Genomic DNA, 24,308 nt, shown 5'->3' with positions numbered 1-24,308 from the left:
AGACCCGCCATGCCTTCGATTGCCCCGCGCGTCCGTCCACGGCTGCTGGCCTGTGCCGCCGTGCTGCTGTCCCTGTCCGCGCCTGCGCTGGCCCAGCGCGTGGTGGAGGGCGACCTGCAGCAGCAGATGTCGCCCTCCGAGTTCAAGGCCGCCGGCCTGGACAAGCTCAGTGCCGGTGAACTGGCCACGCTCAACCGCTGGCTGCAGGGCAAGGTCGAGGCGGCCACCAACCGGGCCGTCGCCGCAGCGCGCGAAGAAGGCCGCCAGGAAGTGATCAAGAAGAACCGCGGCTTCCTGGACTTCGGCAGCAGCGAACCGATCGAAAGCAACCTGCAGGGTGAATTCCGTGGATTCGGCCAGGGCCGCCGCTACGTGTTGCAGAACGGCCAGGAGTGGGAGCAGATAGACGCCACGCACTATTCCGGTGGCCGCAAGGACGCCCCGGGCGTCAGCATGCGCCCAGGGGTGATGGGCGCCTGGTATATGAAGGTGGACGGGGTGAACGTGCAGCCGAAGGTTCGCCGCACCAAGTAACGTCCGGGCATTCCGGCCGTGCCCGGCTCCCTGCCCGGCCGGCCCCGGTCGCCCGAGGGGGCGGCCGGGGCGCGCTCAGGCCTGGCGCAATGCAGCCACGCGCTGCGCCAGCTTCTTCGCCGAGATGCCGGTGCGTGCCCCCAGCTCCTGCGCGAACAGCGATACCCGCAGTTCTTCCAGATCCCAGCGCAGCGCCTGCCATTGCGGGCGATCACGCAGGCCCTGCTGCTCGCCCGCCTCCAGCGCTTCCAGGAACGGATGCAGTTCCAGCATGCGCGCCTGGTCGCGCGGCGGATCACGCTTGGCACGTTCGGTGCGCAGGATCATCGCCTTCAAGTAACGCGGGTACTGCGCCAGCGCGTCGGCCGGCGTGTCGCGCAGGAAGCCGGGGTGGATCAGCCCGGCCAGCTGCGCTTCCATGTCGTCCAGGTTGCCGCGCGCCCAGCCCATCAGCGGCGCCTCCAGCATCGGCTTCAGCTCCGCCACCAGCGCCAGGATGGATTCGGCCAGCTTCAGCCGCGACATCGCCTCGCCATACAGGGCCTTGGCGGCATGCTCGCGGCGCTGCTCGAAGGCCGCCGCATCACGGATGTCTTCCAGGCCCTCGGCCAGCACCGCGTTCATCGCTGCATCGACCAGGTCACCACGCAGGCGCTCCTGCGATTCGATCGCGGCATACAACAGGCCGGTCTTGGCACCGACCGGCAACTGCTTGCGTGCCTGCTTCACCTTGTCGGCCAGGGCGATCTCCAGCAGGCGGCGCACGCCCAGCGGATGGGCGTCCTGCGCCTGCTGGCGGTCGGCGAAGATGCGCAGCGCCACGCTGTCGCCCTCGTCCAGCAGCGCCGGATAGGCCGGCACGCCGGCTTCACCGGGTACCTGCAGCGGAATCGGCGTGGCCGGGAACGTGCGCAGGCCGTCAGCCGCCATCTCGCGCCCGGCACGCGCGGCGAAGGCATCGCCAGCACGGCCACCGAATTTCGCGCGCAGCGCTTCCAGATCACGCGAGGTGGCCAGCACCTTGCCCTGTTCGTCGCGCAGCCGCAGGTTCATGTGCAGGTGTGGCTCGATCGAACCCGGCTCGAAATCCAGTGCGGTCACCGTCGCGCCGGTCGCACGTGACAGGAAACGCGCCAGCTCGCCGGTGATGGCATCGGCGCTGGGCTGCGGGAAGGCCTCGTAGAACGCGCGACCGAAGTCCGGCGCCGGCACGTAGTTGCGGCGCATCGCCTTGGGCAGGCTGCGGATCAGTGCCGAGGCCTTGTCGGCAACAAAGCCCGGCGCCAGCCAGCCCAGCTGCACCGGGTCCAACGCGTTGAGCAGGTGCAGTGGCACGTCCAGGGTGACGCCATCGTCGTCGGCCCCCGGTTCGAAGCGGTAGTGCAGCGGCAAGCGCGCCTGGCCCAGCGCCAGGTACTTCGGATAGCGCTCCTGTTCGCTGCCCTCACCGGGCAACAGGTCTGCCAACGACCAGTGCAGCGCCTTGCGCTGTTCCGGCGCCAGCCCTTTCCACCAGCTATCCAGTCCCGCCGCCGAGTGGATCTGCGGCGGCACCCGGTCCAGGTACCAGCGTGCCTGCCAGTCTTCGTCGGCAACGATGCCGGCGCGCCGCAGCTTGGCTTCTTCCTCGCGCGCGACCTCCAGCACTTTCTGGTTGTCGGCGACGAAACTGGCGCGGGTATTGATCTCGCCGGTCACCAGTGCCTGGCGCACGAAGATGTCATGCGCCTCGCCCGGCGCGATGCGGCCGTAATGGACCGGTTTCTTCGGTGCCAGCACCAGGCCGAACAGGCTGATCTGCTCGGACGCCAGCACCTGGCCCTGCGCGCGCGACCAGTGCGGGTCGAAGTGCTTGCGCAGCAGCAGGTGCGGCAGTTCGGCGATCACCCAGTCCGGCTCGATCGCGGCCAGGGTCATGCCCCATACCTTCTGCGTATCCAGCAGGTTGGCCACCAGCAGCCACGGCGGTGGCCGCTTGGCCAGCGCCGAACCGGGGAACGGCAGGAAGCGGCGCTGGCGTGGTGCCTGGAAATCGCCCTTCTCGGTGCGGTGGCCGATCTGCGTCGGCAGGCCCGCCACCAGTGCCCGGTGCAGGGTCTGGTAGGCAGCAGCGCGTACACGTTCGCTGAAGCCGCCGCCGACGGGCGCCTGTTCCTTCTGCGCGCGCGCGGCCGCCGGTGCCGGTGCGGCCTCGGCCTTGCCTTCGCGGGCCAGGCGCGCGGCACGATGCAACTGGCCGCGGGTGGCCTTTACTGCGGCCGCGTCATCACGCGCCGGTGCCGGCGCACTGCTGCCGGCCAGCAACGGTGCCATCGACGCCTCGCTGGCCTCTTCCTTCCAGCCCAGTTCCTCGCACAGCAGCCGCAGCTGGCGATGCAGCTCGCGCCACTCGCGCATGCGCAGGAAGCCGAGGAAATGACGTCCGCACCAGTCGCGCAGCTTGGACTGGGTCAGGTCCTCATGGGCCTGCCGGTAGGCATCCCACAGGCGCAGCACGCCGACGAACTCGGAGCGGCCATCGGCGAACTGCGCATGCGCGCTGTCGGCCGCACCGCGCGCTTCCGGCGGGCGTTCGCGCGGGTCCTGGATGCCCAGGAACGAGGCAATCACCAGCATCGGCCGCAGGCAGCCGGCGGCCTGCGCGGCGACCAGCATGCGCGCCAGCTTCACGTCCACCGGCAGGCGCGCCATCTGCTTGCCGATGGTGGTCATGCGCCGCTCGGCATCGATCGCGCCCAGCTCGGTCAGCTGCTGCCAGCCATCGGCCACCGCGCGCTCGTCCGGTGCCTCCAGGAACGGGAACTCCTCGATGCGGCCCAGGCCCAGCTGCAGCATGCGCAGGATCACGCCGGCCAGGCTGGAGCGGCGGATTTCCGGATCGGTGAACTCCGGCCGCGCCTGGAAATCCGCCTCGGCGTACAGGCGGTAGCAGATGCCTTCGGCGATACGGCCGCAGCGACCCTTGCGCTGGTTGGCGCTGGCCTGCGAGATCGGCTCGATGTGCAGGCGATCCAGCTTGTTGCGCGGGCTGTAGCGCTTGACGCGGGCGAAGCCCGGATCGACCACGTAGCGGATGCGTGGCACCGTCAAAGAGGTCTCGGCCACGTTGGTGGCCAGCACGATGCGCCGGTTCGGCCCGGGGTTGAACACCCGGTCCTGGTCCTGGTTGGACAGGCGCGCGTACAGCGGCAGCACCTCGGTATTGCGGTACTTGCGCCGTTCCAGCGACTGGTGCGCATCGCGGATCTCGCGCTCGCCCGGCAGGAAGATCAGCACGTCGCCGCGTGCGTCCAGGCGAGTGATCTCGTCGATGGCCGACACGATGGCATCGTTGACGGTGCGCTCGCCCTGGTCTTCGCCCTCACCTTCCAGCGCGCGGTAGCGCACTTCCACCGGGTAGGTACGGCCTTCGACGCTGATCACCGGCGCATTGTCGAAATGCTGGGCGAAGCGTTCGGTGTCGATGGTGGCCGAAGTGACGATCAGCTTCAGGTCCGGGCGCTTGCGCAGCAGCTGCTTCAGGTAGCCCAGCAGGAAGTCGATGTTGAGGCTGCGTTCGTGTGCCTCGTCGACGATGATCGTGTCGTAGTTCGACAACCAGCGGTCGCTGGCGATCTCCGCCAGCAGAATGCCGTCGGTCATGAACTTGATGCGGCTGTCGTCGCTGACCTTGTCATTGAAGCGCACCTGGTAGCCCACCAGCTGGCCCAGTTCGCTCTGCAGTTCCTGCGCCACGCGGCTGGCTACCGCACGTGCGGCGATCCGTCGCGGCTGGGTGCAGCCGATCATGCCGGCCTGGCCACGGCCTGCGGCCAGGCACAGTTTCGGCAGCTGGGTGGTCTTGCCCGAACCGGTTTCACCGGCGATCACCACCACCTGGTGGTCGCGGATCAGTTTGATGATCGCGTCGGCTTCACGCGCAATCGGCAGCTGCGGGTCCAGAGTAATGGACGGCTGCTGTTGCGCCCGCACCTGCCGGCGCTGCACCGACGCCTGCAAGGCCTGCTCGAAAGTAGCGGCCAGTGCCGCATCCTGCGGCTTGGCCTGGCAACGCGAGAGCATTCCCAGCAAACGGCCCCGGTCGCGGCTCATGGCGCCGTCGATGGCGGCGCGCTGTTGGCGCAGGCGGGGCGATGGATTTTTATCGATAGAGTTCATCAATCGGTTCGTTCAAAACTTTGAAAGCGACCAGTCATCACGACCGGTTTATTGTGAAGGCCAACGATTCCACAAGGAGGAACCCCATGGCGAAGACCAAAAGCACGACCAAGGCCAAGACCGGCAAGCAGAAGCTTGCAGCGGCGGCACCGTCGGCGCCGAACATCGATATCGGGATCACCCAGGGCGACCGCAAGAAGATCGCCGACGGTCTGTCGCGCTTCCAGGCCGACGCGTTCACGCTCTACCTGAAGACGCACAACTTCCACTGGAACGTGACCGGGTCGATGTTCAACTCGCTGCACACCATGTTCGAGACGCAGTACACCGAGCAGTGGGCGGCACTGGACGACGTGGCCGAGCGCATCCGCGCGCTAGGCTTCAATGCCCCGGGCTCCTACCGGGAATTCGCTGCGCTGACCTCGATCGTCGAGGAACCGGGCCTGACCGACAGTGCGGACTGGCGTGAAATGGTACGCCAGTTGGTGGTCGCCAACGAAGCGGTATGCCGTACGGCGCGTGAAGTGCTGGATGTGGCGGCCAAGGGTGACGATGCCCCGACCGAGGATCTGATGACCCAGCGCCTGCAGACCCACGAGAAGTACGCCTGGATGCTGCGTTCCCTGCTGCAGTAAGGGTTGGGGGGGGGGCGGCAGGGCTGCGCCCTGCACTCGCAGAGGCAACTGCAACGTCAACGTCAACGTCAAAAGCGGGCTATCCGTGGGTTGGCGGGGCGGGTCCAGTTGCGGGGGACGCCGTGAATACGTCCATGTAGGCTCGGTCGCCGCATCCATGCGGCTCACGCCCCCGCAACCGGACCCACCCCGCCTTCGACAGTTTTCCGCGATCTGCCAGCAAAGCCATTGGGGTCAGATCCGTTTTCCGCAGGAAAACGGATCTGACCCCATCTTGTTTGTCGATATCTGACAGATTTCATCCACGCATGGCGTGGATCTACCGCCCATCGGGCCAAGTCCGGGGGAGAGCCCCCTGAGTCAGGGGGCGGACGCGAAGCGGCGGGGGTCTGGGAGCTGGTAAGTGGGGCCCGCGTTTCGCGGAGCGAAGCGTGGGAGCGGCAGCGCGCATGCGATGGCGCGTTCCCAGGGCGCAGCCCTGCCGACTCCCCCGCCGGGGTAAACTAGCGCGATGGCTTCCCGTCCCGCGCACGACCTGCTCCAACGCGTCTTTGGTTACGACGATTTCCGTGGTCCGCAGCAGGACATCGTGGAGCATGTGGCTGCCGGTCACGACGCCCTGGTGCTGATGCCCACCGGCGGCGGCAAATCGCTGTGCTACCAGGTCCCGGCCCTGCTGCGTGACGGTTGCGGCATCGTCATCTCGCCGCTGATCGCACTGATGCAGGACCAGGTCGAAGCCCTGCGCCAGCTCGGCGTGCGCGCCGAGTACCTGAATTCAACCCTGGATGCCGAGACCGCCGGCCGCGTCGAGCGCGAGCTGCTCGCCGGCGAACTGGACATGCTGTATGTCGCCCCTGAGCGGCTGCTGACCGGGCGTTTCCTGTCGCTGCTGTCGCGCAGCCAGATCGCCCTGTTCGCCATCGACGAAGCACACTGCGTGTCGCAGTGGGGCCATGACTTCCGCCCCGAATATCGCCAGTTGACCGTGCTGCACGAGCGTTGGCCGCAGATCCCGCGGATCGCGCTGACCGCCACCGCCGATCCGCCGACCCAGCGCGAGATCGCCGAGCGCCTCGATCTGCAGGAAGCGCGCCATTTTGTCAGTTCCTTCGACCGCCCCAACATCCGCTACACCGTGGTGCAGAAGGACAACGCCCGCAAGCAGCTGACCGACTTCCTGCGCGGCCACCGTGGCGAGGCCGGCATCGTCTACTGCATGTCGCGGCGCAAGGTCGAGGAGACCGCTGAATTCCTCTGCGGCCAGGGCTTCAACGCTCTGCCTTACCACGCCGGCCTGCCGCCGGAAGTGCGCGCCGGCAACCAGCGCCGCTTCCTGCGCGAGGACGGCATCGTGATGTGTGCCACCATCGCCTTCGGCATGGGCATCGACAAGCCGGACGTGCGCTTCGTCGCGCATACCGACCTGCCCAAGTCGATGGAGGGCTACTACCAGGAAACCGGACGCGCAGGCCGCGATGGCGAAGCCGCCGAGGCCTGGCTGTGCTACGGCCTGGGTGATGTGGTACTGCTCAAGCAGATGATCGAGCAGTCCGAGGCGGGCGAAGAGCGCAAGCAGCTGGAGCGGGCCAAGCTCGACCATCTGCTGGGCTACTGCGAATCGATGCAGTGCCGCCGCCAGGTGCTGCTGGCCGGCTTCGGCGAGACCTACCCCCAGCCGTGCGGCAACTGCGACAACTGCCTGACGCCACCGGCCTCGTGGGACGCGACCATACCGGCACAGAAGGCGCTGAGCTGCGTCTACCGCAGCGGCCAGCGCTTCGGTGTCGGCCACCTGATCGACATCCTGCGCGGCAGCGAGAACGAGAAGGTGAGGCAGCAGGGCCACGACAAGCTGAGCACTTATGCCATCGGCCGCGACCTCGATGCACGCACCTGGCGCAGCGTGTTCCGCCAGCTGGTCGCGGCCAGCCTGCTGGAAGTGGACAGCGAGGGTCACGGTGGCCTGCGCCTGACCGATGCCAGCCGCGACGTGTTGACCGGCCGCCGCCAGATCAGCATGCGCCGCGACCCGGCCAGCAGCAGCAGCGGACGCGAGCGCAGCGCGCAGCGCACCGGCCTGTCGGTACTGCCGCAGGACCTGGCCCTGTTCAACGCGCTGCGCGGCCTGCGCGCCGAACTGGCCCGGGAACAGAACGTACCGGCGTTCGTGATCTTCCACGACAGCACGCTGCGCAACATCGCCGAGCGGCGCCCGACCAGCCTGGATGAACTGGCCCGGGTCGGCGGCATCGGCGGTACCAAGCTGAGCCGCTATGGCCCGCGCCTGGTCGAGATCGTGCGCGAAGAGGGGTAAGCCGGGCTCGGCTCTACATTGGTGCGGCTCCAACCTTGAACCGGCCATTCAGCCGGAAGTGCATCCGCACCCGCTTGCGGCTAAATTAGCGCCATGTCCCTGGCCTCGACCCTGCTCCGCGTCGTGCTCATGCTCAGCCTGTTGCTCAACGGGCTGAACGCGGCCATGGCCCGTGGTCACGAAGAAATGGGGCGGATGGCCCACGCCGCAGCCGCTGCTGTTGATGGCGGCACTGCCGACTGCCACCACCACGCCGGCACGCAGGCCAACCCGGCCCCGCAGGCCAAGGCCCCGGCCCACGACGCCCACTGCCAGATCAAGGACTGCGTGCGCAGCTGCGCCCAGCACCCGCTGCTGGTGGTGCAGCCGTTGCCGTTCATTGCCGGACCGGCACTGTCGCTGGCCCCGCAGCCGATGCCGGCCACCGGCCGGCCGGCGCCGCCGCTGCCGCCGATCTCACGCCCTCCCATCGGCTGATTCCACACGCACCGTGCGCCCTGCGCACCGCAGCCGGCCGCCTGCCGGCGTCTTTACGTGTCTGGAGTCACCACCATGAATACCCGCATCCCCCGCGGTCCGGGCGCTGTGCCCATGCCGTCGCGCCGCCTGTTCGTGCAGGGCCTGGCCGCCGGTGGCGTGGTTGCCGGCATCGCCGCTGTCGGCGTGCCGCAGCGCGCGCTCGCCGCCGCCACTGCCGCCCCACGCCTGGCCGGCGCCCCCGCCGTGCTCAGCGACACCCGCATCGAACTGGCCATCGGCGAATCGCTGGCCAACTTCACTGGCCGCACCCGTCCGGCGATCACCGTCAATGGATCGCTGCCGGCACCCATCCTGCGCTGGCGCGAAGGCCAGACCGTGGACCTGTTCGTGCGCAACACGCTGGACCGCCACCCGACCTCGATCCATTGGCACGGCATCCTGCTGCCGGCCAACATGGACGGCGTGCCCGGCCTGAGCTTCAATGGCATCGGCCCCGGTGAGACCTACCACTACCACTTCGAACTGAAGCAGTCGGGTACCTACTGGTACCACAGCCACTCGATGTTCCAGGAGCAGGCCGGCCTGTACGGCGCGCTGATCATCGACCCGGCCGAGCCGGCGCCCTACCAGCACGACCGCGAGCACGTGATCCTGCTGTCCGACTGGACCGACATGGACCCCGGCGCGCTGTTCCGGCGCATGAAGAAGCTCGCCGAGCATGACAACTACTACAAGCGCACCCTGCCCGACTTCCTGCGTGACGTGAAGCGCGACGGTTGGTCGGCCGCGTTGTCCGACCGTGGCGTGTGGGGGCGGATGCGGATGACGCCCACCGACATCTCCGACATCAATGCGCACACCTACACCTACCTGATGAATGGCACCGCGCCGGCCGGCAACTGGACCGGGCTGTTCCGCAGCGGCGAGAAAGTACTGCTGCGCTTCATCAACGGCGCCTCGATGACCTACTTCGACGTGCGCATTCCCGGCCTGAAGATGACCGTGGTCGCCGCCGACGGCCAGTACATCCATCCGGTCAGCATCGACGAGTTCCGCATCGCGCCGGCCGAAACCTACGACGTGCTGGTGGAACCGACCGGGCAGGACGCGTTCACCATCTTCTGCCAGGACATGGGCCGTACCGGCTTTTCCGCCGGAACGCTGGCAGTCCGCCATGGCCTGCAGGCACCGATTCCCGCGCGCGACCCACGCCCGTTGCTGACGATGAGCGACATGGGGCACAACATGGGTAGTGGTGGCCATGGTGGCCATGACATGGCCGCGATGAAGGGCATGGAAGGCGGCTGCGGCGCCAGCATGGGCCACGGTGCGCACGGCGGTAGCGATGCCGCCAGCAAGGCACCGAAGCACCCGGCCAGCGAACGCAACAACCCGCTGGTGGACATGCAGAGCTCGGCCACCGAACCGAAGCTGGACGATCCCGGTATCGGCCTGCGCGACAACGGTCGCCAGGTACTCACCTACGGCGCGATGCGCAGCCTGTTCGAGGACCCCGATGGCCGCGAGCCGAGCCGCGAGATCGAGCTGCACTTGACCGGCCATATGGAGAAGTTCTCCTGGTCATTCGATGGCATTCCGTTCGCCAGCGCCGAGCCGCTGCGGCTGAACTACGGCGAGCGCATGCGCATCGTATTGGTCAACGACACCATGATGCAGCACCCGATCCACCTGCACGGCGTGTGGAGTGATCTGGAAAACGCGCAGGGCGAATTCCAGCTGCGCAAGCACACCATCGACATGCCACCCGGCACCCGCCGCAGTTACCGCGTGCGTGCCGATGCGCTCGGTCGCTGGGCCTACCACTGCCATCTGCTCTACCACATGGAAGCGGGCATGATGCGCGAAGTGAGGATCGAAGAATGAGCCACTCACTGCTTTCCCCCAGCCTGCTGGCCCTGGGCCTGGCCGCGGCATGGCCGGTATTCGCGCAGTCGCATGCTGGCCATGACATGGGCGCGATAGATCCGCCCGCAAAGACCGCCAACCCGCCGGCCGAACCGGTCGATCATTCGAAGATGGATCATTCAAAGATGGACATGGGCGCGGCGGATCACGCCGGCATGGACCACTCCACGATGGACCACTCGAAGATGGACCATTCACAGATGGACCACGAGGGGATGGGTCACGGCACGCCCGCACCGATCGAACCGCGCGAGCCGATCCCGGTTCCCACCGATGCCGACCGCGCTGCCGCATTCCCACCGATCGCGCACGATGCGATGGAGCATGCACCGCAGATCAACAGCCTGCTGCTGATCGATCGCCTCGAACACTGGGACGGCAAGAACAGCACCGGCCAGGCCTGGGAGGCCACCGGCTGGATCGGTGGCAACATCAACCGCCTGTGGTTGCGCACCGATGGCGAACGCAGCCGCGGCCGCACGGAATCGTCGTCACTGGAAGCACTGTATGGTCGCAGCGTATCGCCGTGGTGGGACGTGCTGGTCGGCGTGCGCCAGGACTTCCAGCCGGCCGACTCGCGCACCTGGGCGGCCATCGGCATCCAGGGCCTTGCACCGTACAAGTTCGAGAGCTCGGCAACGCTGTACATGGGTTCCGGCGGCCAGGTGCTGGCCAAGGCCGAGGTCGAGTACGACGTGCTGCTGACCAACCGCCTGATCCTGCAGCCGCTGCTGGAAGCCACCATCGCAGCCAAGGATGAACCGGAGTACGGCATTGGTCGCGGACTGAACAAGGTCGAAGCCGGGCTGCGCCTGCGTTATGAGTTCAGCCGCCGTTTCGCGCCGTACATCGGCATCAGCCACGAGCGCACGTTTGGCGACACCGCCGACTACGCCGGTGACCACGCGCGCGACACGCGTTGGGTGGCCGGCGTTCGCATGTGGTTCTGATCAGCGGGGTGTGAGCAACCGCCAGCCCCGGCAAACGCCGGGGCCGGCTACACTGCGCCACGTTCCAATGCAGGCTCCGCCATGTCGCTGCAGATCCGCCGCGCCACCCTTGCCGATGTCGACGCGCTGTCGGCCATCGCCATCACCACCTACAACGAAACCTGGGGCGACTCGTATCCGGCGCAGGAGCTGCAGGATTTCCTGCAGGCGCACTACAGCAGCGAACCGCAGCGCACCGAACTGTCCGACCCGCGCAGCGCGATCTGGCTGCTGATGGACGGCAACAACGTGGTCGGCTACCTGGCTGCCGGTGCCAACACCCTGCCGCATGCCGATGCCTGCGAAGGCGACATCGAACTGAAGCGCTTCTACATCCTGGCCGACTACCAGAACGGCGGCCACGGCGCGCGCCTGATGGACGCGTTCATGGCCTGGCTGGACCAGCCGCAGCGCCGCACCCTGTGGGTGGGCGTCTGGGAGGAGAACTTCGGCGCGCAGCGCTTCTACGCGCGCTACGGCTGCAGCAAGGTCGGCGAGTACGACTTCATCGTCGGGGATACGCGCGACCGCGAGTTCATCCTGCGCCGGCTGTGACCATGCTGCACATGTAGAGTCGAGCCATGCTCGACTGCTTTGGCAACAGCCAGTCGAGCATGGCTCGACTCTACAAAAGCGAAGCACCTAGAAGTCGAACAACTCCGACAGGAAGCTGTCCTTCTTCTTTTTCTTGTACCCATGGCCGTACTGCTGGCCCCGGTTGTCCTCGTAGCGCTGGCCCAGGTGGCGGGTATCGCGATGCATCACCGGCGGCGGCGCAGCGGCCGGCTGTGCCTGCACAGGGGCGGGCGGCGGCACCGCAGCACCGGCGCCGGCACGTTCGATGATCTTGTCCAGCTCGCCACGGTCCAGCCACACGCCACGACAACCGGGGCAGTAATCGATCTCGATGCCATGGCGCTCGGCCATCTGCAGGGTCTGGGTCTTGCACACGGGGCACAGCATGGGCATGGCTCCTGAAGGTCTGGCAACGACTCTACCTGCCCACGGATGACTGTGCGGCAACACATGACCGATGGCACAGGGACTTCCGGCGCGTGCCAGCGTCCCCGGCCGCCTTCCACACTGCACGCTGGTTCCGCAGGGAGTGCGTGCATGACCGTCCTGTCCCGCCTGCCCAACGCGGCGCGCCTGCTGCTGGTGCTCCTCGGCGTCGGCCTGGGCCTCAATCTGCGCGATGTCGCTGCGGCCGCAGGCGCGCCGATTCCCGCCTTGCCCATGCCCTACGGCGGCAGCCTGCTGGACAACGCACTGGCCGTGCTGCTGGCACTGCTGCTGGCCGCACTGCTGCGCCCCCATGGGGTAGGCCTGATGGCCAGCCTGGGGCTGCGCGGCAACGGCTGGCGCGGCCCGATGTGGGTGCTGCTGGCCAGCCTGCCCTGCTGGCTGGGCCTGGCGCTGCTGGGCACGCCCAACACCGCACTGACCACCCTGGATGCAACGATGCCCGCCGTGCTGTTCCCACTGGCCGAGGAAGTGCTGTTCCGCGGCCTCGGCTTCGTGTTGCTGGTGAAGCTCATGCGTGGCCCGTGGTCCCTGCTTGCGCTGCCGCAGGCGCTGCTGTTCGGTTGGGTGCACTGGCTGGGCTTCGGCGGCTTCGACGGCGGCGGCACTGCCCTGTTCGTCGGCGCGGTCATCGCACTGGGCGGCTTCATCTTCGCTTGGCTCGACCATCTGGACGGCGACACCCTGTGGTGCGGCCTGGTGCTGCATGTATCGATGAACATGGCGTGGAACGCGTTCAGCCTCGATGACGCCGTCGCGCTGGGCTGGCAGGCCACCAGCCTGCGTATCGGCACCGCGCTGCTGGCGGTGGCGGTGCTGGCCTGGCAGGTACGCCGCCGGCAGCAGCATCGGCTGTAACGCCCACTTAGCCTGGCGTGCACGCCGGGATCACCCCCGGCTTGCGCATACTTGCGCGCCTTTTGCTCCCCCTGTTGTCCGGAGTTGCCGCGTCATGTTGCTGTCCAAGCGCCTTGTGGAACCGCGCGTCCTGCTGATCGAGGACGCCGAGGAAACCCAGGAACTCAGCCGCCTCGCCCTGGAAAGCCAGGCCTGCCAGGTCACCGCTGTCAGCAGTGCCGAGGCCGCGCTGGGCCTGCTCAACGCCGGCGAGCCGTTCGACCTGCTGTTCACCGACGTCTGCCTGGGCGGGATCAGCGGCATCGAAACCGCCAACCGCGTGCGCGAGCATCTGCCGCAGCTGCCGATCCTGGTCACCTCCGGCATGGACCAGCATCATGTGCTGCCGCAGCTGCGCGCCGGCATCCACTTCCTGCCCAAGCCGTACAGCATGAGCGAGCTGCTCGATGCCATCCGCCTGTGCTTCCGCCATGCAGCGGATGCCACGTTGATGCCGCCGCCGCAGGCCAGCGCGGCCTGAGGCAATCATTCACGCATGGCGTGGATTGAACCTGCAATCAACCGCTGCTGTACGGTCCGGTACCCGGGAACACCTTCAGCAGCGCGCGGGTGATCATGTCCGGATACACGGTGAAGTGGTCCTCGTCGTCGATCACCATGTTCTCCACCTTCAACGAATGCCCGCTGGCGCGCAGCTGCTCGGCGAACTCGGCGTTGTGGCGCAGCATGTCGTTGCGGGTGAAATAGCGCGGCTCCGGCTTCACCGTTTCGAAGCTGCCAATCGACAGGACCACCGTGGTCGGCTGCGTGGGCGCCTTGGCCTCGGCCTGCATGCGCGGCACCCGATGGTTGTCGAACCACAGCGACGGGCTTGACAGGATGTAGCTGTGGAACATGTCCGGGCGCGTGGTCAGCACGTAGGCGCCAAACAGGCCGCCATAGGAATGACCGGCATAGGCGCGCCGCGACGGATCGGTGCGGTAGCGTGCATCGATCAGCGGCAGTACGCGCTCGGCGAGGAAATCGCGGTAATGTGCCGCGCCGCCGTAGCTGACGTCGTCGCTGTAGTCACGCGGATCGGTGCGCATCGGATCGCTGGGCGTGTAATCGCGCGAGCGGCTCTGCTTGGACGTCAGGCCCTCCTGCGGCGGCAGCCCGACCAGGATGAAATCCTCCAGGTTCACGCCCTTCTGCCCCACCATGTTGCGCACGCTGCGCACCAGCGGGAAGCTGTACAGCGCATCGGTCACGTACAGCACCGGATAGCGCTTCTCCGGATGCGCCGCGTAGTCAGCCGGCAGTGCTACCCAGATCGGATAATCGCGGCCCACCGGATCGTGCACGCGCAGCGCTTCGGTATCCGGCAGCACCACGCCCGGCGCAGCGGTGGCCGCGCTTTCCTTCGCTTCATTCTGCGTTGCCGGTGGCGCCACCGACATCGCACAGCCACTCATGGCCAGGCAGGCCGCCATACTCCATCCACGCACACGCTGCATCCACACTCTCCCATTGCGGGCGGCGCACCGCATGGCACCGCTGCCGCATCCTTGCATGGCGTGCAGCCCGGTGCCAGTGCGGTCAGGGCGAGGCCGGCGGTGGTGCCGGGAACAGCGTGCGCAGCGCCTGCATCGCGGCCGGATGATAGATCGTCGCGTGCGTTTCCTCCGGCAGTGGCAGGTACTTCACCAGCGGCGACGGCGAGGCGTGCTGCAGCAATGCGGCCAGTCGTGCGGCAGAGGCGGCCAGCTCCGGCTGCCCGCTGCTGGCCAGGAACACATGCGGCTGCGCACGCGTCACCGCAAGCAACTGCCTGGCCGCTCCGGCCAGCATCGCGCCGCGGTTCCACCACAGGCTGGGATCCAGCGCGATGTAGCTGTTGAACAGCGCCGGTTCCTGCAGCAGCGTCTCAACCACGAACAGGCCGGCCAGCGACTCACCGATCAGCGCGCGCTCGTCGGTGGTCGGGTAGCGCTGGCGTACCTGCGGCATCAGTTCATCGCGCAGAAACGTGCGGTAGGCCGCGGAACCCCCAACGCGCGGCGCGATCTTCTGGTCCTGCGGATCGCTGCTGGGGCCGGTCATGTCGCGACGGCGCTCGGTGTTCTCGATGCCGACCAGCAGGAACGGGCGCATGCTGCCATTGCCGCTCAGCACCTGCACCAGTCCTGCCACGTGCAGGAAGTCCTCACCGATGCCGCCGTCGGGCATGTAGAGCACCGGCAGCGGCGCCTTCGGGTCCAGGCCCCAAGGCTGCGGGCGGTAGACATTGATGCGGCGGGTCTCGCCCAACGCCTTCGATTCGAGGGTGAAGGTTTCGCCGATCACCAGCGGGGTTGCGGCCGTTGATTGTACGGACGGCGCCGGTTCGGCGGCCATCAACGGCGTGGCGGGGACAGCGGACAACAACAGCGACAGCATGATCAAGCGCATGGGACGGCCCCTCCTGGGAAAGAGGCCGAGCATAGCGCCCAGCGGCAGGCATTGGCGGCTTCTGCACGCTCAGCATCCCTGCCAGATGCATAGATCCATGCCATGCGGGGGATGACCTCCCCGCGCGCAACCGGGTACGGCTCGGTTTCCCATGCAAATCGCAGCCGAGCATGGCTCGGCTCTACAACAGTTCAACCGTCGCGGATGGGACGGATCACTGTAGAGCCGAGCCCACGCTCGGCTCAGCCCACCGCGCAAACCGCAGCCGAGCATGGCTCGGCTCTACAACACCTTGGACGTCGCAGATGCACCGCTTTTTGAGTGCGTGACCCGCTGTTCCGTACCACCACGGCTGGCAAACGTGGCGCGCACTTTCCATGTTCCCCACCACGGCAAACGTGCCGTCAGCGGCAGTTGCCGACATTGTCCAACGCGACCGGCCGAGCGCATGAGCACATGCGTCGCGCCCTGTCGCTTGCTGCGTCGGCGCGGCCTGCGCCACCATCGTCGCGCGCCTGGATTCCGCATCGTTCTTCGGAAAATCCTCATTGAGCTCCAGGCGCAGGCGTAAACACCATACTGCGCCACCGACAACGGGTGGCAGCGGGCCTGCAAGCCCGTAATGACATTCACGCTGTTGTTTGCGCTCACCCGCCGACACTGTCTTTGGACCGTGCCGGCGGGTGATCCGTCGGCCTTCATGGCGGGCGGTGCGTGGGGGTCTTCGGACCCGCCGGTTACTACGTGATGTCATTCCGGCTTGCAGCCACGCATCGCCTGCCACCCGCCCTGCGCGGTGGCACGCCCACTCCAGAGCTGAGGAAGCCGAGATGACCGACCGTCCGCCCTATGCTTCATACGCCGCCAGCACCCACGATGACGACGACAACCCTGCGCCCGAACTGAGCACGTTTCTGGCTGCCTCAAACGCATCCGCGCGGGCGAAGGCGCCGATGGCCTGCCCTGGCCTGAAACCAGCCTATCTGCAGGGCGCGGGGTTGCCCTGTCGCGGGTGGAACGAGCCGCCATTGGCATGCTGACCGTGGCGGAAATGCTGCACGCCGCCGACCGCTGCCGAGCAATGGCCACGCCGGACCGGCATCTGGATGCCGGCGTGGTTGAAGGGCTGTTCTTTGCCTGCCGCAGTCTGGCCGAGCTGGTGTGCCGGGACGTGCGGCCGGAGTAGCCTCACCCTGTACTGCAAACCGGGCCATACTGGGGCCGGACCGGCCGGTACCGGGTCCCATCGAAACCTACAAGGAGGTTTGCGTGTTGAATGTCGTGATCGTTGCCGCGCTGGCTGCTGGCCCCGCTGCGTCCGTACCGTATGCCGATTGCCTGCTGGGCAATATCCAGCCCGGGCTGTCCGATCATGCTGTGCAACTGGTACAGCGGGCGTGTGCGGCGAAGCATCCAGACAGTTTCCTTGCCTCGCTGGAACTGGAACGCGCCTACAGCGCCCAGCGGCAGGCGCGGTTCGATGCGGATCGTGCGACAGCGGAACGCTCTGCGAATGCTGCCGCCAACGCCGCAGCGGTCGCCGCGCAGGCAGCCGCCGAACACGAGGCGGCGCGGGCGCGCGGCGCCAAAGCGAAATAGGCATTTTGCGGGCAACAACACAAAAGGCACCGCTGAGCGGTGCCTTTTTGAATGACTTGGGTCATTGACCGCATTGGTGGGCCGTGAAGGATTCGAACCTTCGACCAAAAGATTAAAAGTCTGACGAAGAACCGTTGCGGCACAAGGCTTTGGCCGCAAAATCCGCTCCGCAACACTATCTGCAACGGCGCCCTGAAACCCTTATGTGGCTTGGCGCCTTCCCTCGTTGCGGAGCGCCATGGGGCAGGTCAGACTCCCCGCCGCATCTGCTGCAGCCCTGCCCTCACCCACGCCTTGGTGCGGACGTCCCTCGCGCGGGGTTTCGTCTCTGCCGGCGGTTTGCGAGGTTCGAGCGCCGCCTTGATCCGCTCGACCTCCTTCGCCCCAGCCTCGGCCAGGCGCCGAGCCTGTTGCTGTTGCTCGCGGGTCGGCGGCAGGCCGGGCAGCGGCGGCTCGGGCTGGATCGGGGTGCTGTCGGTCAGCCGGACAACCGCCTGGCGCAGGGGCAGATCGGGATAGAGCCTAGCCGCACACCAGCGCTCGGCGTACCGCTTCGCCTGCCTGACGTTGGCCGCGCGCACTTCCTTCACCTGCCACATCTTCTGCCCTTCCATCCATAGCCGGACCCCGGGACCACCGTCGGGCGTGACGCTGGCCGTCTCGCGGCCGTTGTACCAAAGCGCCCAGCGCTCGCCGGTCTGGACCCAGCCAGAGGGGATCGGGGCGGTGCGGAAGCCGTTGGAAGAGCGCATGGCCGGAAGGATACGGCCAGCCGTCGCAGATCCTGCGAACGGGCCGGCCACCTACCTGAATCGTTCGGGCAGAGCCGAGCTCTGGCTCGACCCTGCCGCCCCGGTCACAGAGCGGCCAAGCCTGCCGCCCGCGCGTGGGCCAACGCCCGAGCCGCCGACAGCGGGTGGGCATAGAGGGCGATATCGGAAATCCGCCCCGAGAAGCTCCATGCGCCCCAGTTCTGTGGCGCATTGACGGTGAAGGCACCTGCCGAATCGATGGGAAGCTGCTGCATCGAACTGTCGTCGCGCATCGCGACCAGCTCGCCATTGATGTAGAGGCTGACGGTAACCACACCGCCGACAACATCGCACACGCCGAGAATGTGATAGATCCGCCCAGGCTCCAATGCAAACGGCGCAGTGACATGCCGGGCGCTGCCTGCCCCGCTGTTGGTCCAGCCGAACACAAGCTGGAACGTCTGATTACCAGCGAAGCCAAGCAGGTAGTCCTCGTAGTGGGCCGTAGACGTCTCCGCCTGCTTGCGCAGAATGTACGGTGTGGAATTCCCCAGGAATGTCGGCGTTTCCAGCACGCACTCCACGGCAAACATGCCTGCAGGAGAGATGGCCAGATTGGAGAATCCACTGTCACCAGGCTCAACGCCGATGTTCGAGATTCCGTCGAACCAGCCGGATTGGCCATCCGTGCGCAGCGGCCCACGCTGCATCAGGGGCTCGGTAGCAGCACCTGCCCAAGTACGGATCGTCCTGGCCGAAATGCCGTTCCCACTGCTGTCTGCAAAGCTCACGGCGCCCAGAGCATCGTCCAACTTCCAGTAAGCCACCGGGGCGTCGAGCAGGACCTCTGTAGCGTAGTCGCGGATATCAGCGACAACTACCCGGCCCTCCCACCTTGCGCTCCTGCCAAGCGAATCGCTTACCAGCAGGGTGATTGCGTAGGTGACCTCGTGATTGACGCCTGCAGCGGCGACCGTGTGATCCCACTCGAAGGCATCCACAAAGAGAATCTTGTTCTCCCGGTACCGGATACCGTTGCCTGCGATGTTGATCGTGGCCGCCCCCGCCGGAGCGGTACCAACCACGTCGGAGTCGTACACTCGGTTCTTGCTGGCTGACATGACCCGGTTGCCTTCCACCCTGCCGACAACCTGGCCATCCTGGTCCCGGTATTCGAGCAGGACCGAGGCACCGGCATTGCCTTCGGCCGACGCACCCTGCCGCACCTTGCACTTTGCACTGGTGCGCTGCCCGGTATATACCGCGTAACGCGAAGTGCTGGAAATGACCGACTCACCCTGGTTGTTGTTGTAGCCGGCCGCCCACAGCCCCACCGGAGGATTCTCCGTTGCGATCACCCAACCGGCGCCCGCCTCCCAGCCCGTCGGTCCATCCTCGAACCCTGGATTTGCGATCGGTGCGGCGTTCTCCTGAAACGCCGGCCAGGCCAGAACTACCTGGCGGCTTGCTTGGTCGACATACAGCCGATGACCCGGCGGCAAGGTGTCGCCATCAATCTGCCGAACGGTGCACGCGCCAACCGGGTTGGTGATCTGAAGGCGGCCTTCGTACGCTTGGGAGGGCATCGCATTTGGCAGTGAACCCGTGACGTAGAGGGCGAGCCGCCCTTCGCGCTGGTCAAGATCGGGACGATCGTAGAGGCGCGCGGACATGTCAGGAGGCCCTCTGGCCGACGAGGTACACCCGGAGGCCACGGGCGCCCGCCGTGCCCACCTGGTCCACGTCGATGGTGATCTCATCCCCCTTGGCCAGCACGTCGCCACCGGCCACCAGCACCGGCGGAGTGGCTGCGGTAGTGGTGCTGCGCTCGTTGCTATCGAAGGTCAACTTCGTGGCCAGGATGCTGGTGCCGTTGCGGTTGACGTCGATCGTCAGCGGCGTACCCGAGGCCTGTGCGGTGGAAAGGGTGGCGTAGATTCCTCCATTGGCCACCGTGTCGAGTAGCAGGCCGTAGGGAAGCACCAGGCTGTCCTTGCCATTGCCGATGGCAATGTCAGCGGTCAACAAGACCGTGCGGTCGATCAGCTCAAAGCACTGCAGGTCCGGTGCCGAGGCAACCCGCAACATGTCGCCGGCGGCCACCCAAGCATCAGCATCCGGCGCGATGTTGGTGGCGCTGATGATGCTGCGCTGCGCGCGGGTCTTGGCCTCGAAACTGGCCGGCACATTGAGCTGCCCACCACCGCCCTCGACTGCCAACGTCACCTGCCCCGCTCCTACCTGCATCACAGAGAAGAACTGACCCTCCTTCCAGTCAGCGCTGCCGCCGGTGTTGGCGCGCATGGTGATGGTGATTGGGCTCGGCGAGTTGGCCAGGATCAGGGTGTTGTGCATGTCCCCGCCCAGCGTGACGTTGCCGGTTACGCTGATGATTCGGGGCGCAACGGTGTAGATCGGCTGCTGTCCGATCCACGGCCGCGCGTAGCCGCGCAGGGTCGTAAAGCCCCGGACGCCGTCCCCGAGGGGCTGCAGGAACCTGATAGCCGGCGGCGCTCCGCTGACGCCTGGCACAATCAGAAACTCGCCTACGCCGTTGGCATCGACCGGGCGGGATACCTTGTAGTTGCCCGCGTTGGCGGCCAGCTCCACCGCCGTGTCGTAGAACAGCGGGTCCGTTACGTCAGCCCCGGCCAGCGGGAAGTCTGTCACCTCGCCGTCGCCGACGAAGGTCCACAGCTGAGGTGAAACCCCCACCGTGCCGCCGCCGTTCTGCACCTGCTCGATCAGCACCAGCGCGGTGCGCTTGTTGAGGGCGTCCATGTCCTGGGTGGCATCGCCCACGTGGATGATGCGCGAGCCCTTGGCATCCCACACCATGTCGCCGCTGCCTTCGGGGTCCGGCACCAGCAGCATGGAGTCGGCCATAAGCTGCTGAATCATCATCACCGGCGCGTCTTGATCCTCGTTGAGGGTCTGCGCCAGCAGGTCGCCCAGGTTCTCGTAGTTGATGACTCGGACGATCGGCATTGCCCGGTGCAGCACCACCTTGGCATTGGCTGCCGGCGGCGCCACGAACACGACATTACCGCCGGCGGGATTGCCCACGCCTTCGACGGTGTAGTGCGTGCCGAGGATGCGGACGAGGCCGTTGACGGTGACCCGAATGTGGGCCGCGTCGAGGATGCGGAAGCTGTAGGGGAACACCGTCGTGACGCCGTTGGCGATCGAGGTGTTGGGGCCGGTGTAGGCGGGGACGGTCATGGCGGCACCTGCGGGAGACTGCAGCAGATGGTCGGCCTGGCCCCGCTTCGGGTTCCCGACTATTTCCCCCGGTGTTCGTCCAGGCACTCGGCGGTGTAGGCGCGCTTGTTCTCGCTGTCCTCATAGGCGCCGACCGCGCCCACATAGGCCGCGGACCACTTCACCCAATCACGGTCTGTCGGCGGTGCCGGCGGCCGCAGGGCAATCGCTCGTTCGCTGCACCCGGCAGGCGGCGCGTATGGCGCGGTCGTGCGCCTCCCGAGCAATGCGCAGGACGTCAGCAGCAGCGGCAGGATCAGGATCGGAAGAAGTCGCATGGATGGCCTCCACCGCCTTGGCGGTGCGTTCGCGGGTTTCGTGGGCTTCCAGGTCGACGGCGGCGGCAGTGTCGCGGCTGATCTGGACGCTGGTGCTGGTGGCCCGGACCTGGGCCTGCAGCGCCTTGTTTTCGGCTGAGGTGGCGGCGTCCGTTCGCCCCTTCAGGTAGTAGCAGCCGCCGATCGATAGCAGCACCACCACCACGGCCATGGTGATTGCCTGTCGCGGGGTCATTACAGGGTTCCTCTGCAGGTGGCCATTTCCCACTGCCGGCGGTCGATGATGCCGCCGCACTTCGAACGCCACTGCGGAAGTGAGCAGTCGCGTTTGGCGCCGTCGATGGTGACGAAGCGCCACTTCCAGATTTCATCGCAGGCGGCGGTGCGCTCGCCGGCGTTCAGGCGCTTGGCCGCGGTGCTGCTGCAGAACGCGTTGTTGCCCACGTTGTAGGCGAAATGGCCCCAGGCCTTCACCTCGTGGAACTCGAATTCCCCGCGAACGCAGCGGCCCATGTTGTGCAGCATGGCCTGCACATAGTCCTGCTCGAGCTTCCCGCACTCGGCTGGGGTGTAGCGCCGACCGGGCACAACGGCCGGCCCGGTGATGCCGGCGCAGACGGTCCAGATACCGCCCGAGTCTCGATAGGGCACGTACTTCCTGCCCTCGTGGGCGGAGTTGTCCTGGCCGAGCGCGGCGACCAGCGCCAGGATCAGCGCGGCCGGCGCGGCGGCAAACCCGAACTTGCGGCCCTTGCCGCTCGGTGCCTGGTCAGCCACGGCGGGCCACCTTGGCGATCAACCGGCATAGGGCCAGCCAGCGAGCTCGCCCCCAGTCGGTCCATGCGCCCCAGTTCTTCACCAGCAGATTGAACATCTGCAATAGCGTGAACAGGATCGTGCAGATCACGGCCCAGTCGCTGAGCGTGTACCCGGGGTTGTACGTGCCGACCGTGACGCCGGCGACCGGGGCAATCTTCGCCGCGGCCACGGCCAGGTCTTGGGTGATCTGCTCTTTCATCGAGGCTCCGAACGGGTGGACGTTCAGCGCTCGAACACGACCTCATGCTCCCCTGCGCTGTGGCGCCAATCGTCCCGCGCGGTGATGTTCGGATTCCCGACTATCTGCCCGACTCGTTCAGGTGTATCGGTCAGCGCGCCCGCGCCGGCGTCCAGGTAGTCGTCCTTCTGGTTCGGCGCGGTCGGGATCCATTCCTTCATCTGATCCCACAGCGGCCCACGTAGCACGCTCACGTGCGCCCACAGCTGGCCGCCCGATTCCAGCAGCGGCTCCCAGGCCTCGAGGATGCGGCGGTTCTTGTTGGCCACCGCCTGCTCCACCGCCACGCCGCAGCGCAGCCGGCGCTGCTTCAGCGCGGCCCTCAGCACGGCCGGAGCGAAGGCGCCGATACCGTTGGTTTCCACCACCACGCGCGGGAGGTTCAGCGACTCGATCAGGTCGCACAGCTGCCACACCTGGCCGCCGGTGATGACCTTTCCGGTGTCGTCGAACTCCGCCACCTCGCCGGTCAACTGCTCCATGCGGTGCAGGTAGCGCCGGCCGATCAGGTCCTGCAGCACCACGGCGACGGCCGACACGTCGGAGTTGAGCTTGCCGCTGGCCGGATCCCAGCGCACCGACGCCATGGCGATCTGCACGCCGCCCAGGAACATGGCAGCCGTGCCGTTGGCCTTCCTGATGACCGCCTCGACGGCGTAGGGGGTGATCCGCTCCGGGTCCAGGCGGATCTCTTCGATGGGTTTGGCTTCAAGCATGTACTGGCTGTCCCATGCGTTGAGGGTGCGCGTCTCCTTCCGGCGCAGCTCGATCTCGTTCCGGTCGAACCGCTCCGGCCAGGCGCAGCCGCTGTAGATATCCAGCACGGCGCCGGGCGGCTTGGCGAACACCACTTCGCCGCGGTCCACCCGGTAGTCGGTGCCCTCGACAAGCACCCGGGCGTGCTTGTGGATGCCGATCACCACATACAGCCCGTCGTCGGCCGGCGTGAACTTGATCGGGTACCGGGTCTTGCTGTCGGTCTGCTTGTACCGTGTGGCGTGCGCGAACAGCGGGATGATCAGCGTAGACGCGCCGGCGGCAATGCGCTCCGGGTAGATGCTGTCGTGCGTGTGCGGCGTGCCGATGAAGGTCTTTTGCGCGCCAGGCACCGCAATGTGGGTCGATTCGCTGATGCGCTGCCGCAGCTTCAGCCGGGCCTCGGGCGTCTCGATGTTGCCGGGCACCTCGATATCGTCGAAGTCCACGGCGTCCGCGCGCGCACCGGTGGCGTTCGAGGTGACGCCTACCGCGCGCATGCTGGCGTTACGGGCGTCCCGCGAACCCAGCACCGAAAAGCGCTTTGCACCTGGCTTCCGGGGCAGCATGCCGATGCACAGCGGGTGGTTGCGCAGCACGTTGATGGTGTCGGCGGTCAGCATGCCGGCGGTGTCGTTGTCGGCCGACCACACCAGCGAGCGGTGCGCGCGGTTGCGGTACAGGGTCCAGGCCTTGAACACCGCGTAGATCGTGGACTTCGCCGCCCCGCGGAACACCATCAATACCCGCTCTGGATCCGTGCAGGTTTCCAGCCACGTGCAGATGCGCACATGCAGCAGGGGCACGGTCCACCCCTGGACACGTGCCCACATCAGGAAGAACGTCAGAAACGAGACGTCACGACTTGCCATGGATCTTCGCCACTTCGGCTGCGCGGCGCTGCTGCTTCATCACCTGGTCGAGCAGCCGCTTGCCCTCCTTCTCCGCCGCTGCTACCTCGGCTTCCAGTCCGCCGTCGCCGTCCTGATCGTCCGCGGCTCCCACCTCACCGGCACCGCCGTTGCCGCTGCTGTCGCGCTGGATCATCGACACCAGCGAGCCGACGCGCAGCAGCAGCCCACCAGTGGCCGCCGCGTTGCGCTTGCACCAGTAGCGGTCGCCGCGCTCGGCCTTGTCCATCTCGCTGGGCGCCTTACCGGCGCCGGTCCACGTGGCCGGGTCCGCTTCCTCGATGAAGGCCTCGGCCAGCTTCTCGCTCAGGGCCTGCAGCCGCAGGTATTGGTCTTCGCGCATG

23 protein-coding genes are annotated in these 24,308 nt (G+C 67.0%); 11 read left to right on the top strand and 12 right to left on the bottom strand.

Annotated features, from left to right (window positions below; genetic code table 11):
• The first annotated feature begins 9 nt into the window (after window positions 1-9).
• Window positions 10-534: a hypothetical protein gene (locus ACM0PK_RS13585; protein ID WP_414607091.1), complete on the top strand. Its 525-nt coding sequence runs from the start codon at window positions 10-12 to the stop codon at window positions 532-534.
• Between the two features lie 75 nt (window positions 535-609).
• On the opposite strand, the gene hrpA is transcribed toward ACM0PK_RS13585, so the two are convergent.
• Window positions 610-4,692 (bottom strand): ATP-dependent RNA helicase HrpA, encoded by a 4,083-nt coding sequence (gene hrpA / locus ACM0PK_RS13580; protein WP_414607092.1) that lies wholly within the window; start codon window positions 4,690-4,692, stop codon window positions 610-612.
• An 86-nt stretch (window positions 4,693-4,778) separates the two neighbouring features.
• Between hrpA and ACM0PK_RS13575 the strand changes: the two genes are divergently transcribed.
• The 6 genes from ACM0PK_RS13575 (at window position 4,779) to ACM0PK_RS13550 (ending at window position 11,594) form a co-directional block, all read left to right on the top strand.
• Window positions 4,779-5,327, top strand: a complete 549-nt coding sequence (locus tag ACM0PK_RS13575) for a Dps family protein (RefSeq protein ID WP_005418469.1) — start codon at window positions 4,779-4,781, stop codon at window positions 5,325-5,327.
• Window positions 5,328-5,838: 511 nt separating this feature from the next.
• Complete coding sequence (recQ, locus tag ACM0PK_RS13570) at window positions 5,839-7,644, top strand: DNA helicase RecQ (protein WP_072167681.1); 1,806 nt, start codon at window positions 5,839-5,841, stop codon at window positions 7,642-7,644.
• 93 nt (window positions 7,645-7,737) lie between these two features.
• Window positions 7,738-8,121, top strand: coding sequence for a CopL family metal-binding regulatory protein (locus tag ACM0PK_RS13565; protein WP_414607093.1), 384 nt, complete (start codon window positions 7,738-7,740; stop codon window positions 8,119-8,121).
• Between the two features lie 75 nt (window positions 8,122-8,196).
• A complete protein-coding gene (locus ACM0PK_RS13560; protein ID WP_414607094.1) occupies window positions 8,197-10,008 on the top strand; it encodes a copper resistance system multicopper oxidase in 1,812 nt (603 codons plus the stop codon).
• Window positions 10,005-11,000: a copper resistance protein B gene (locus ACM0PK_RS13555; protein WP_414607095.1), complete on the top strand. Its 996-nt coding sequence runs from the start codon at window positions 10,005-10,007 to the stop codon at window positions 10,998-11,000. The genes ACM0PK_RS13560 and ACM0PK_RS13555 overlap by 4 nt, the downstream gene beginning before the upstream one ends.
• A gap of 81 nt (window positions 11,001-11,081) precedes the next feature.
• Entirely contained in the window at window positions 11,082-11,594 is a 513-nt protein-coding gene (locus ACM0PK_RS13550; protein ID WP_227838075.1) for a GNAT family N-acetyltransferase, read from the top strand.
• Between the two features lie 87 nt (window positions 11,595-11,681).
• On the opposite strand, the gene ACM0PK_RS13545 is transcribed toward ACM0PK_RS13550, so the two are convergent.
• Window positions 11,682-12,002 carry a TFIIB-type zinc ribbon-containing protein gene (locus ACM0PK_RS13545; RefSeq protein WP_061480338.1) on the bottom strand — a complete coding sequence of 107 codons (321 nt, stop codon included), beginning with the start codon at window positions 12,000-12,002 and terminating at the stop codon, window positions 11,682-11,684.
• A 150-nt stretch (window positions 12,003-12,152) separates the two neighbouring features.
• Between ACM0PK_RS13545 and ACM0PK_RS13540 the strand changes: the two genes are divergently transcribed.
• Window positions 12,153-12,920 carry a CPBP family glutamic-type intramembrane protease gene (locus ACM0PK_RS13540; protein ID WP_414607096.1) on the top strand — a complete coding sequence of 256 codons (768 nt, stop codon included), beginning with the start codon at window positions 12,153-12,155 and terminating at the stop codon, window positions 12,918-12,920.
• A 94-nt stretch (window positions 12,921-13,014) separates the two neighbouring features.
• Complete coding sequence (locus ACM0PK_RS13535; protein ID WP_414607097.1) at window positions 13,015-13,440, top strand: response regulator; 426 nt, start codon at window positions 13,015-13,017, stop codon at window positions 13,438-13,440.
• Between the two features lie 37 nt (window positions 13,441-13,477).
• Here the strand turns inward: ACM0PK_RS13535 and ACM0PK_RS13530 are convergent, their stop codons facing one another.
• Window positions 13,478-14,416 (bottom strand): alpha/beta hydrolase, encoded by a 939-nt coding sequence (locus ACM0PK_RS13530; RefSeq protein WP_414607098.1) that lies wholly within the window; start codon window positions 14,414-14,416, stop codon window positions 13,478-13,480.
• 82 nt (window positions 14,417-14,498) lie between these two features.
• Entirely contained in the window at window positions 14,499-15,350 is an 852-nt protein-coding gene (locus tag ACM0PK_RS13525; protein WP_414607099.1) for an alpha/beta hydrolase, read from the bottom strand.
• Window positions 15,351-16,383: 1,033 nt separating this feature from the next.
• Here ACM0PK_RS13525 and ACM0PK_RS13520 point away from each other — a divergent pair.
• A complete protein-coding gene (locus ACM0PK_RS13520; RefSeq protein WP_227838078.1) occupies window positions 16,384-16,536 on the top strand; it encodes a hypothetical protein in 153 nt (50 codons plus the stop codon).
• 83 nt (window positions 16,537-16,619) lie between these two features.
• Complete coding sequence (locus tag ACM0PK_RS13515) at window positions 16,620-16,949, top strand: hypothetical protein (RefSeq protein ID WP_252745503.1); 330 nt, start codon at window positions 16,620-16,622, stop codon at window positions 16,947-16,949.
• Between the two features lie 248 nt (window positions 16,950-17,197).
• Here the strand turns inward: ACM0PK_RS13515 and ACM0PK_RS13510 are convergent, their stop codons facing one another.
• From ACM0PK_RS13510 to ACM0PK_RS13475, 8 genes are all read right to left on the bottom strand, one after another.
• Window positions 17,198-17,701, bottom strand: a complete 504-nt coding sequence (locus ACM0PK_RS13510) for a hypothetical protein (protein ID WP_414607100.1) — start codon at window positions 17,699-17,701, stop codon at window positions 17,198-17,200.
• A 104-nt stretch (window positions 17,702-17,805) separates the two neighbouring features.
• A complete protein-coding gene (locus ACM0PK_RS13505) occupies window positions 17,806-19,374 on the bottom strand; it encodes a LamG-like jellyroll fold domain-containing protein (protein WP_414607101.1) in 1,569 nt (522 codons plus the stop codon).
• Window position 19,375: 1 nt separating this feature from the next.
• Window positions 19,376-20,923, bottom strand: a complete 1,548-nt coding sequence (locus ACM0PK_RS13500; RefSeq protein WP_414607102.1) for a hypothetical protein — start codon at window positions 20,921-20,923, stop codon at window positions 19,376-19,378.
• 168 nt (window positions 20,924-21,091) lie between these two features.
• On the bottom strand, window positions 21,092-21,475 hold the full coding sequence (locus tag ACM0PK_RS13495; RefSeq protein WP_414607103.1) for a hypothetical protein: 384 nt from the start codon (window positions 21,473-21,475) through the stop codon (window positions 21,092-21,094).
• Window positions 21,475-22,017, bottom strand: coding sequence for a lysozyme (locus ACM0PK_RS13490; protein ID WP_414607104.1), 543 nt, complete (start codon window positions 22,015-22,017; stop codon window positions 21,475-21,477). Before ACM0PK_RS13490 ends, ACM0PK_RS13495 begins: the two co-directional genes overlap by 1 nt.
• Window positions 22,010-22,258 (bottom strand): hypothetical protein, encoded by a 249-nt coding sequence (locus ACM0PK_RS13485; protein ID WP_414607105.1) that lies wholly within the window; start codon window positions 22,256-22,258, stop codon window positions 22,010-22,012. The genes ACM0PK_RS13490 and ACM0PK_RS13485 overlap by 8 nt, the downstream gene beginning before the upstream one ends.
• Window positions 22,259-22,281: 23 nt before the next feature.
• Window positions 22,282-23,925, bottom strand: coding sequence for a phage terminase large subunit (gene terL / locus ACM0PK_RS13480; protein WP_414607106.1), 1,644 nt, complete (start codon window positions 23,923-23,925; stop codon window positions 22,282-22,284).
• Window positions 23,912-24,307, bottom strand: coding sequence for a hypothetical protein (locus tag ACM0PK_RS13475; RefSeq protein ID WP_414607107.1), 396 nt, complete (start codon window positions 24,305-24,307; stop codon window positions 23,912-23,914). Before ACM0PK_RS13475 ends, terL begins: the two co-directional genes overlap by 14 nt.
• Window position 24,308 lies beyond the last annotated feature (1 nt).

Origin of the sequence: Stenotrophomonas sp. FR010 (assembly GCF_047520755.2) — a bacterium.
GTDB lineage: Bacteria > Pseudomonadota > Gammaproteobacteria > Xanthomonadales > Xanthomonadaceae > Stenotrophomonas > Stenotrophomonas sepilia.
The sequence above is the reverse complement of the archived record's forward strand: the minus strand, read 5'-3'. Positions and strand labels throughout refer to the sequence as shown.